Below are 9097 nucleotides of genomic sequence, written 5' to 3'. Positions count from 1 at the left end.
TCGGCGGGTCCCCGCGTGTGCCCCCCGGCGTCGGCGCCGCGGTGGGGGGGGGGGGGGCCGCCCGGGGGGCCCCCCCCGCCGCCAGGGTTCACTCCTCGATGACGAGATCACCCAGGTAGGGGAAGTTCATCACGTTCACCACGTCTTCGATCATCACCCCGTTGCGGGCCCCCCAGGCGAGATCCTGCCAGTGGAACGGGATGAAAGCGGCTTCCTCGTATAGGATCGCCTCGACCCGCTGCAGCATGTCGGCACGCTTCTGGGGGTCGGTTTCGGTCAGCGACGCGATGGTCAGGCTGTCGACCTCCTCGTTGGAATAGGCGCCCGAGTTGTACTGGCCGCGGCCCGTGTCGGGATTGGGCGTCATGGTCAGGAACTCGTTGAAGTTGGCGCTGTCCTCGGTGTCCGAATGCCAGCCGATCATCATGATGTCGGCCGCGCGCTCGTCGAACTTGGGCCAGTACTGCGCCTTGGGCATGGTCGTCAGGTCGATGTCGATCCCGATCTTGGCCAGCATCGCGGCGGACGCTTCGCAGATCTTGAAATCGTTCACGTAGCGATTGTTGGGGCACATCATCGTGGCCGAGAAACCGTCCGCGTACCCCGCTTCCTCCATGAGGGCCTTGGCCTTCTGGACGTCGAAGCGCGGCGTCAGGTTCGGGTTGTGGCCGATGTATCCTTCCGGGGACTGCTGTGCGGCCACGGTGCCGAAGCCCTTCATGATCTTCTCGACTATGCCCTCGTTGTTGATCGCGTAGGCGATTGCCTGGCGAACCTTGGGATTGGCCAGGGCCTCATGCCGGTTCTGGTTCATCTGGAGCGTGATGATCCGCGTGCCGGTCATCGTCACCAACTTGGTTTCGGGATTTTCGCGGATGCGATCCAGATCGGTCGGCGGAACCGGCGCGATGAAGTCGACGTCGCCCGACAGAAGGGCCGCGACGCGTGTCGGGGCCTCCTTGATCGGTGTCAGGACCGCGGTCTGAACGTTGCCGGGGCTGTTTTCATCCCAGTAGTCGGGGTTGCGCTCGAACACCACGCGCACACCCTGTTCGCGCTCCGCGATGGTGAATGGGCCGGTGCCCGAAAGGTTCTGGCTGGCGAAGCTGTCGCCGTGCTTGGCGATCTCGGCGCCGCCTTCCTCGTAGAAGTCCTTGTCCATCGGGAAGACATAGGTGGCGGTGTGCAGCATCAGCGGGCTTGGCCCTTCGGTCTTGATCTCGACCGTGTAGTCATCAACCGCGCGCGCCGAAGTCCAGCCGTTGAAGATGCCCTTGAAATCCGGCGAGGATTTCAGCCGGTCGATGGTCCAGACCACGTCTTCGGCGGTCATCTCGTTGCCGGAATGGAACGTCACGCCCTCGCGGATGTCGAAAAGCATGGTGGTATCGTCGATGCGTTCCCAGCCGGTTGCGAGGCGCGGATCGAAGCCCAGATCCTTGTTCCAGCGCACCAGAGGATCGAAGACCATGTGCGAAAGCTGCAATGTGCCGCCCGAAAGCTGTTCATGCGGGTCGAGCGATACCGGGTCTGCGTCGTAGGCGAAGTTGAGCGTCTGCGCGGAGCCGATGCCCGCCGCGCCCAGCACCATTGCCGTTGCGGTTACAAGTTGTCGTAGCGATTTCATGTTTTTCTCCCTGTCTTGACGGGTTCCTTTCCCGCCCCGTGGGGGCAGACACCCGAACTGCGACAATTTTGCTCAATTCCCGAGCAGTGTAAAGGCGATTGCCTGTCGTTGTCGGGATGTCGCTACGTAAGGCAGTGATCGCAGCGGTCCATATAATTGACTATTTTTATAAGAAATATTGACAGGTATCGCGGCCAAGTTTACCCACTAAAACAGTCGGATTTAGGATTCACCAGTGGCTGGGAGGTCAGGATGACACATGAAACCCCGAAAAAGCGCCGGACTGTCACGGTGCGGCGGACCCTTGCAATGGGCACAATCGCGGCGACCACGCTGGGCGGAGCGGCCGAAGCCGCCGGGAAGGTGACGCAGGAATTGTCCGAGGTACCGGACTGGATTCAGGTGGCCTCCGCAGAGGGAGAAGGCGAAGCCGCATCCCACGGTGAGGGAGAAGGAGAAGGCGAAGGAGAGGGTGAGGGCGGCGGGGCCATGCTCGACGCCGAAGCCGCCCTGATCCGCGATCTCGGCTTCATGGAAGGGCACCTGCGGGCCGGGATGGCGCTTTACCGCGCCGGCGACCTTGCCGCCGCCAAAACCCATATGGGCCATCCGATCGAGGAGAAATACGGCGCCGTGGCAGAGCCCCTCGCCGCGCGCGGCCTGGGGCGGCTGGAGCAGGAGCTCGGGGCGCTCGTGGCCGCGGCCGAGGCCGGTGCGCCGGCGGATGAAGTCGCCGCGCATTACGATACCGTACTGGCCACCATCGACGAGGGCCGCAATGGCATTTCCGCGGCCCGCAATGCCGCCGGGCTTGTTGCGCTGACCCGGGTGGCGGCGGATGAATACACCGTCGCGACCGAGGGCGGCCAGGTATCGAACCTGCATGAATACCAGGACAGCTGGGGCTTCCTCCAGGTGGTTGCGGACGAGGCGTCGGACCTGGCCGGCAGCGGCGATCCGGCGGCGGCCCGCGCGGGCGAAAGGATGCTGGAAGCGCTCGGGGCCACCGACGCCGTCTTCGGCGAATTGCAGGGCGGGGGCGATTTCGAGATGGATGCCAGTGTGATCTACGGCGCCGCGGCGCGGATGCAACTGGCGGCTTCGGGACTCTGACCGCGCATGTTCCTCGTCATCGGCAACGTTCTGGACCAGCATGATCTGGCGGCGATCCGGGAGGCCGCCGCCGAGCTCGAATATACCGACGGCAAGTCCACCGCGGGCCGCTATGCGCGCGATGTGAAAGAGAACCTGCAGGCCCGGCCCTCGGACGAGCTGGAGGCGATCTTCGCAACGGTGCGCGGGAAGCTTTGGGCCAGTGAGGTCTTCAAGTCGGCGGCGCGGCCGCGGAAGGTCGCCCGGATGTTGCTGTCGCGTTACCGCACCGGGATGGAATACGGCCTGCACGTGGACGATCCGATCATGAAGGACGCGCGCACCGATCTCTCGTTCACCCTGCCGCTGGCCCCGCTCCGCGACTATGCGGGTGGCGGGCTGATCCTCGATGACGGCATCGAGGAGCGGGTGATCCGCGTCGAGGCGGGTGACATGGTGCTGTACCCCACGTCGGCCCTGCACAGGGTGGAGCCGGTGGCGGATGGCGAGCGCATGGCGATCGTCGGCTGGGTCACCAGCTGGGTGCGCGATCCGGCAAGGCGGGAGGTGCTGCACGATCTGGATGTGGCGACCCGCGCGATCTTCGACGAGCACGGCAAGACGCCGGCCTTCGACCGCCTGTTCAAGGCAAAGAGCAACCTTTACCGCATGTGGGCCGACGGATGACGGGACAGCGCGCGGATGGCAGCAAACCGAGTCAAACCGATTGAAGGAGAAAGACCCGATGAGACAAGGATTTCACATCCTGGCGACGACGATGGCCGTGACACTTGGCGGACTCACCACCGCAGCGGCCGACGAGGCAGTGGACCATTACGCGCCGGAACCCTCCAAGACACTGGCCGAGGCGGTTGAGAACTTCATCACCTACAACAACAGGATGGCGGAAGTCCTGGCCCGCGATCCGCTGACAGTGAGCGACATGGAGGAGGTCCATCGCCTGACCTACACCGTCGAGGTGGCCCTCGCGAAGATCAACGAGGAACTGGGCGCACTGGCCCCGGTTCTGGAAGAGGTGCACCTGGCCTCGGAAGGTGACAACCCGGCGCGCCTGAGCGGTGTGGCCGAGGTCTATCTGGAGAAAGCCCGGGTTCTCGACCGTTGAGTCCCGGCGCGGGCGCCTCGCCGCCCGCGCTCACCCCGCGTTCATCGCGGCTCCGAGACGTGCTGCACGTCGGTCGCCACCACGGTTGCCAAGGGACCGGCACAGGATCAGCACGGGAATGAGGCCGAACCCCACCAGTGCCAGGGACGGCACGGCGGCCTCTGACAGGCGCTCGTCCGAGGCCAGCCTGTGCGCCTGCACCGCGAGTGTCTGGAAATTGAACGGGTGCAGGATCAGGGTGGCTGGCAACTCCTTCATCACGTCCACGAAAACGATCAGCAGTGCGGTCAGAACCGAGGTCCGAGCGACCGGCAGATGGATGCGCCATAGAAGGCGTGGCCCCGGCTGGCCCAGGGAGCGCCCGATGGCATCGTAATGGCCGGGCACAGTGGCCATACCGCTGTCATAGGCGTTGAGGGCCGCCGCCATGAACCGCGCCATGTAGGCCAGCACCATCAACCAGATCGATCCGGTGATCAGCAGGCCGGTGTCGATGCCGAAACGTGCCTCCATGACCCTGTCGAGAAAATTGTCGAACGCTGCCATGGGCACCATGAGCCCCACCGCGATGACCCCGCCCGGCACTGCGTAACCAAGCCCCGCGCCGATCACCAACCCCTTTGAGCCGGGTCCGGGGCGTGTCCGGGCCCGGAACCCGATCACGATCGCGCCGGCCACGGTCAGGACCGCGGCGACGCTACCCAGTGTCACGGAGTTGCCCATCAGTCCCATGTAACGCTCCGAAAGCAGGCTCTGCCCCGATCCGCGGGCCATGACGCCGAGCATTATCACCGGGATGATGAACCCCACCAGGACCGGGGCGGCACATATCGCGGTGGCGCCCCAGCCGGCCAAGCCCGGCAGGCGTGGCCGTTCCATCGTTTCGAACCGCGCGCCACGCCCGGCGGTGCGCGCCCGGCCACGCTGCGCCCGTTCCAGACCCGCCAGCAGCAGCGCGAAGCTGAGCAGGCACAGCGAAAGCTGTGCCGCCGCCGCCCGGTCTCCGAGGCTGAACCACGCCTGATAGATGCCGGTGGCGAATGTCTGCACATTGAAGAAGGCGACGGTGCCGTAATCGGCTATCGTCTCCATGATGGCCAGGAGGGCGCCACCCATGATCGCCGGGCGTGCCATCGGAAGGGCCACCCGAAGGAACGCCCGGACCGGCGATCGTCCGAGGGTACGCGCCACGAGGAAGGCGTTGCTGCTCTGCTGCCGGAAGGAGGCCCGCGCCAGCAGGTAAACATAGGGGTAGAGCACGATGGTCAGCATCGCCGCCGCCCCGCCGAGCGACCGGATTTCCGGGAACCAGTAATCGCGCGGGCCCCACCCGGTAAGATCGCGCAGAAGGGTCTGCACGGCGCCGGGATGGTCCAGCAGCGTGGTATAGGCATAGGCCAGAACATAGGCCGGGAAGGCCAGCGGCAGTGCCAGCGCGATCTCCAGCCACCGCGACCCGGGAAAGCGATAGACGGTGACCAGCCAGGCCGTGACGGTGCCAATCGCAGCGGTCGAGACGCCGACGATCATCACGAGTGCAAGGGTGGTACGAACGTAGCGCGGCAATACCGGCGCCAGCACGTCGCTCCAGGTGGACAGGTCGCCGGTGAAGGCCGCAAGCCCGGCGGCGGCGATCGGGGCCACGCAAAGCGCGGCAACCACCCATGCAAGCCTGTGCAGCAGTTTCTCGCCCATGGCGCGGCGCGCCCCTTCCGAATAGCCCGGTGTCTGGCCGGAAGGGGTGCCACAAAGCGGCGCCGGGCGCCAGCCAATCCCGAGAAAAACCGTGCGGCAAGGGCGCGCGCCCGTCGCGGTTCTCTCGCCACTCTCACGCGATGGTGACCGACGAGGCGGTGGTGCGCGGCGGCGCGTCATCATAATTGGCGGTGGAACGCAACCGGACCAGAGGAGTCACTCAAATGACCGCGGAATTCAGAACCGAAACTCGCCCGCTGAGCGATGATGAGGCACAAGGCCAAGCCAAGGAGATGATGGATGGCGCGCGCGCCAAACTGGGATTCGTGCCCAACATGTATCGGGGCATGGCCAACAATCCGGGGCTTCTGTCCACCTATCTCCATGGCTACCAGCACTTCCGCGAGCAGGGCAATTTCACCCCGCGCGAGCAGGAAACCGTGTTCCTGACCGTGTCACGCGCCAATGGCTGTGACTACTGCACAGCGGCGCATTCCATGCTGGCTGTCAATGCTTCGGGCCTGAGCGCCGAGGAAACGGCGGCACTGCGCGAGGGCAAGCGGCTGGAAGATGAAAAGTTGCAGGCGCTGTCGGAGTTCACTCATCACATGTGGGAGACACGCGGATTGCCGACTCAAAACGCGGCCGCGGCCTTCAAGGCGGCCGGGTATGAAGACATTCATGTGCTCGAAATCATACTCGCTATGGCCGTCAAGACGATTTCAAACTACAGCAACCATGTTGTTCAGCCCGAAGTCGATGACGCCTTTGCAGAACACAAGGTTCCGGCGGCCGCGTAGAGCAGTTTTTCGCCGGCCGGGGGTCACTCGGCCGGCTGGAACCCCTCGATCAATTGACGCAAGCCGAAAGCGGCGCCCGCGAAGATGGACAGGAAGGTGACCGGCGCCGAGAAACTGAGCACCGAAAAGGCCGACAGGCCCTGTCCCACGGTGCACCCGAGGGCGATCACCGCGCCGGCCCCCATGAGAGCTGCACCTGCGATCTGCCGCCGCAATTCGCGCGGGTCCTCGCAGGCTTCCCAGCGGAAATGGCCCTTGAAGAGCGAACCGATGAACGCGCCGAGGACCACACCGGCGACCGATCCGACCGCGAAGGAAAGCGGCCGTGCCGATCCTGTCATCGTGTAGAGAAGAGTTTCGCCAAGGGGTGCCGAAAAACTGTGCGAGACCACCGGCATGGCGGAAAATCCGTGCGTGGCAACCCAGTAGGACCCGGCCCATCCACCGGTGATCGCCAACCCGACGACCACAGCCCAGAATATACTGCGCGGATCCGAAAGGAAGCGTCGCGAGGCGAGGGCCATCAGCATGATGAACAGTCCGATCGCAAGCCCCGTGCCCACAAGCGGCAGGCCCGCGATGTCAGACAGCAGATGGGCGATTCCGGGATGCGTCCCTGCGGTGACGTCGGCCTGCGGAAACGCCCGGGTTCGCAGATACGCCAGCGGACCCGACAACACCGCATAGGCCGACACCCCCATCACGAGAACAATCACGAAGGAGCGCATGTCGCCGCCACCCAGACGCGCGATGGCGCCGTACCCGCAATTCCCCGCGAGCGCCATGCCGTAGCCGAACATCAGCCCGCCCAGCACCGAGGCCAGCGGCATCCACCGGATCGACAGGTAGAAGGACCGTTCGGTTTCCATCAAGCCAAGGCCCGACAAGGCGAAGGTGCCGGTTACCGCGACGCCGATGGCGAGGATCCACATGCGCATGCGCACATCGGATCCGCCATAGAGCATGTCTTCTATCGCGCCCATGGTGCAAAAGCGCCCCAGCCTCGCGGCAAGGCCGAGGGCCACACCGGTGAGCGCTCCCAGAAGGGCCACCAACGTTCCGTCCGTGATCCAGTCATACATCGTGCTCTCCTCCCCCGATCGCTCGATGTGTCAGTGTCCCTCCTCGACGTCTTCGGCGCAAAAGAGTTCATAGACCAGTTCCAGGATACGGCGCGGGCGTTCATCCGCCAAGCGGTAATAAATGACCTTTCCCTCGCGCCGCGGAACCACCAGCCCTTCGAGACGCAACCGTGAAAGCTGCTGCGACACCGCCGCCTGCCTTGCGGAAAGCAGACTTTCCAGTTCGGTCACGGATTTTTCGCCCGAAACGAGGTGACACAGAATCATCAGGCGTCCCTCGTGGCTGATCGCCTTGAGGAAGTTCGATGCGCGCGTCGCATTCTCGACCATGCGGTCCATCTCTTCTTCGTCCAAAGAGCCGTCGAAAACCGGTAGTCCCATGCTGCAAGCCCGTCTGGTTTCCTGCGCCTCTCCCGCCCGAGCCGGGGCGCTGTGCGCTTCATCGAACTCTTCTTTAGTCGGTTTCAGCGGCTTGTGCAAAATCGGTTTTTTCCTTCAGGATCATGTTCAGCAACCCCCAGAAGAAATCCTCGCCCGGGTGCCCCTCGATCCGGGCCAGTTCCTGCCCCTGCTCGACGAGAACGAAAGTGGGCGTGAAGTTGATACTGCGTGCAAACGTCACTCCCTCGGGCGCACCATCATCCACATCCACCATGCGCAGTGGCGCGAACCGGCCTTCTGCGGTCTTGGGATAAATTGGGCCGAGTGTCTGCTTCCACTCGATGCAGTAGTGGCACCCGTCCTCCTCCACCATGATCAACTCGGCCGCCTCGGCGCTGCCGGTGACGGACCAAAGAGACAGCCACGCACAAGCGGCCGCCGGGGCAAGGCGCGAAAGACGCATGGGGCACCCGATTGACGAATTCAGATCACTCAACGTAATATGAATATTTGAATTGATCAAGGACATCGCCGATGCTGGACATTTCCTATGCGGGGGCGGCGCTTGCCGGGGCATTGTCGTTCTTCACCCCCTGTATTCTGCCGATGGTGCCCTTTTACCTGTGTTACATGGCGGGGATTTCGATGACCGAGATGCGCGGCGACGGTGCGATCGCGCCGGGGGCGCAGGCGCGGCTGATCACCTCGGCGGTGATGTTCGCACTGGGTGTCACCACGATCTTTGTGCTTCTGGGCATGGGGGCCACCGCCCTGGGGCAGGCATTTGCGGAATACCGTCAACCGCTCAGCTATGTTGCCGCCGCGATACTGCTGCTCTTCGGGCTTCATTTCCTCGGAATCGTGCGCATCCCGTTGCTGTACCGCGAAGCGCGGGTGGAAAGCGGTGCAGAGCCAACGACCATGATCGGTGCCTACCTGATGGGACTGGCCTTCGGATTCGGCTGGACGCCCTGCGTGGGCCCGGCGCTGGCGGCGATCCTCATGGTGGCAAGCGGCATGGGCGACATATGGCGCGGTGCCGCGTTGCTGCTGGTCTACGGTTTGGCGATGACTGCGCCCTTTGTCGTGGCGGCGTTGTTCGCGCGGCCGTTCATGGGCTGGATGCAGCGCAATCGGAAGTACCTGACCCATGTGGAGAAGGTGATGGGCGGGATGCTTGTGGTATTTGCCGTGCTGATCGCCACCGATGCTGTGAACCTGATTGCCGATGCGATGCTGCGCTGGATGCCCGGCTTCCGGTCGCTTGGATGAACCAACCACGAATGGGGAGGAC

Annotated in this window: 10 protein-coding genes; 5 read left to right on the top strand and 5 right to left on the bottom strand. The window is 64.2% G+C overall.

The genetic code is table 11. From position 1 onward, the window contains the following. Positions 1-88: 88 nt before the first annotated feature. Entirely contained in the window at positions 89-1627 is a 1539-nt protein-coding gene (locus DQW77_RS07705) for an ABC transporter substrate-binding protein (protein WP_113257630.1), read from the bottom strand. A 252-nt stretch (positions 1628-1879) separates the two neighbouring features. Here DQW77_RS07705 and DQW77_RS07700 point away from each other — a divergent pair, with 252 nt between their 5' ends. The 3 genes from DQW77_RS07700 to DQW77_RS07690 are packed head-to-tail and all read left to right on the top strand — an operon-like array spanning position 1880 to position 3845. Next, on the top strand, positions 1880-2740 hold the full coding sequence (locus DQW77_RS07700; protein WP_113257629.1) for a hypothetical protein: 861 nt from the start codon (positions 1880-1882) through the stop codon (positions 2738-2740). A 6-nt stretch (positions 2741-2746) separates the two neighbouring features. Continuing rightward, entirely contained in the window at positions 2747-3406 is a 660-nt protein-coding gene (locus DQW77_RS07695; protein ID WP_113257628.1) for a Fe2+-dependent dioxygenase, read from the top strand. A gap of 58 nt (positions 3407-3464) precedes the next feature. Continuing rightward, entirely contained in the window at positions 3465-3845 is a 381-nt protein-coding gene (locus tag DQW77_RS07690) for a DUF6746 family protein (protein ID WP_113257627.1), read from the top strand. A gap of 30 nt (positions 3846-3875) precedes the next feature. Here the strand turns inward: DQW77_RS07690 and DQW77_RS07685 are convergent, their stop codons facing one another. After that, positions 3876-5540 (bottom strand): iron ABC transporter permease, encoded by a 1665-nt coding sequence (locus tag DQW77_RS07685; protein ID WP_113257626.1) that lies wholly within the window; start codon positions 5538-5540, stop codon positions 3876-3878. Between the two features lie 224 nt (positions 5541-5764). On the opposite strand from DQW77_RS07685, the gene DQW77_RS07680 reads away from it, so the two are divergent. Next, a complete protein-coding gene (locus tag DQW77_RS07680) occupies positions 5765-6340 on the top strand; it encodes a carboxymuconolactone decarboxylase family protein (protein ID WP_113257625.1) in 576 nt (191 codons plus the stop codon). A gap of 23 nt (positions 6341-6363) precedes the next feature. Here DQW77_RS07680 and DQW77_RS07675 read toward each other — a convergent pair whose 3' ends face one another. From DQW77_RS07675 to DQW77_RS07665, 3 genes are all read right to left on the bottom strand, one after another. After that, the gene (locus DQW77_RS07675) at positions 6364-7422 is read right to left on the bottom strand and encodes a YeeE/YedE family protein (RefSeq protein WP_113257624.1); all 1059 of its coding nucleotides are present in this window, start codon (positions 7420-7422) and stop codon (positions 6364-6366) included. A gap of 30 nt (positions 7423-7452) precedes the next feature. After that, positions 7453-7803 (bottom strand): helix-turn-helix transcriptional regulator, encoded by a 351-nt coding sequence (locus DQW77_RS07670; RefSeq protein ID WP_113257623.1) that lies wholly within the window; start codon positions 7801-7803, stop codon positions 7453-7455. Between the two features lie 73 nt (positions 7804-7876). Then, entirely contained in the window at positions 7877-8266 is a 390-nt protein-coding gene (locus DQW77_RS07665; protein WP_113257622.1) for a thioredoxin family protein, read from the bottom strand. A 71-nt stretch (positions 8267-8337) separates the two neighbouring features. Here DQW77_RS07665 and DQW77_RS07660 point away from each other — a divergent pair, with 71 nt between their 5' ends. Then, positions 8338-9075 (top strand): cytochrome c biogenesis CcdA family protein, encoded by a 738-nt coding sequence (locus tag DQW77_RS07660; RefSeq protein ID WP_113257621.1) that lies wholly within the window; start codon positions 8338-8340, stop codon positions 9073-9075. Positions 9076-9097: the final 22 nt, after the last annotated feature.

Origin of the sequence: Roseovarius sp. TE539 (genome assembly GCF_003298505.1) — a bacterium.
Classification (GTDB): domain Bacteria; phylum Pseudomonadota; class Alphaproteobacteria; order Rhodobacterales; family Rhodobacteraceae; genus Roseovarius.
The sequence above is the reverse complement of the archived record's forward strand: the minus strand, read 5'-3'. Positions and strand labels throughout refer to the sequence as shown.

Bases quoted from the DNA above. Each gene is read 5' to 3' on its own strand.
- DQW77_RS07705 (WP_113257630.1), bottom strand. From the start codon at position 1,627: ATGAAATCGCTACGACAACTTGTAACCGCAACGGCAATGGTGCTGGGC.
- DQW77_RS07700 (WP_113257629.1), top strand. From the start codon at position 1,880: ATGACACATGAAACCCCGAAAAAGCGCCGGACTGTCACGGTGCGGCGG.
- DQW77_RS07695 (WP_113257628.1), top strand. From the start codon at position 2,747: ATGTTCCTCGTCATCGGCAACGTTCTGGACCAGCATGATCTGGCGGCG.
- DQW77_RS07690 (WP_113257627.1), top strand. From the start codon at position 3,465: ATGAGACAAGGATTTCACATCCTGGCGACGACGATGGCCGTGACACTT.
- DQW77_RS07685 (WP_113257626.1), bottom strand. From the start codon at position 5,540: ATGGGCGAGAAACTGCTGCACAGGCTTGCATGGGTGGTTGCCGCGCTT.
- DQW77_RS07680 (WP_113257625.1), top strand. From the start codon at position 5,765: ATGACCGCGGAATTCAGAACCGAAACTCGCCCGCTGAGCGATGATGAG.
- DQW77_RS07675 (WP_113257624.1), bottom strand. From the start codon at position 7,422: ATGTATGACTGGATCACGGACGGAACGTTGGTGGCCCTTCTGGGAGCG.
- DQW77_RS07670 (WP_113257623.1), bottom strand. From the start codon at position 7,803: ATGGGACTACCGGTTTTCGACGGCTCTTTGGACGAAGAAGAGATGGAC.
- DQW77_RS07665 (WP_113257622.1), bottom strand. From the start codon at position 8,266: ATGCGTCTTTCGCGCCTTGCCCCGGCGGCCGCTTGTGCGTGGCTGTCT.
- DQW77_RS07660 (WP_113257621.1), top strand. From the start codon at position 8,338: ATGCTGGACATTTCCTATGCGGGGGCGGCGCTTGCCGGGGCATTGTCG.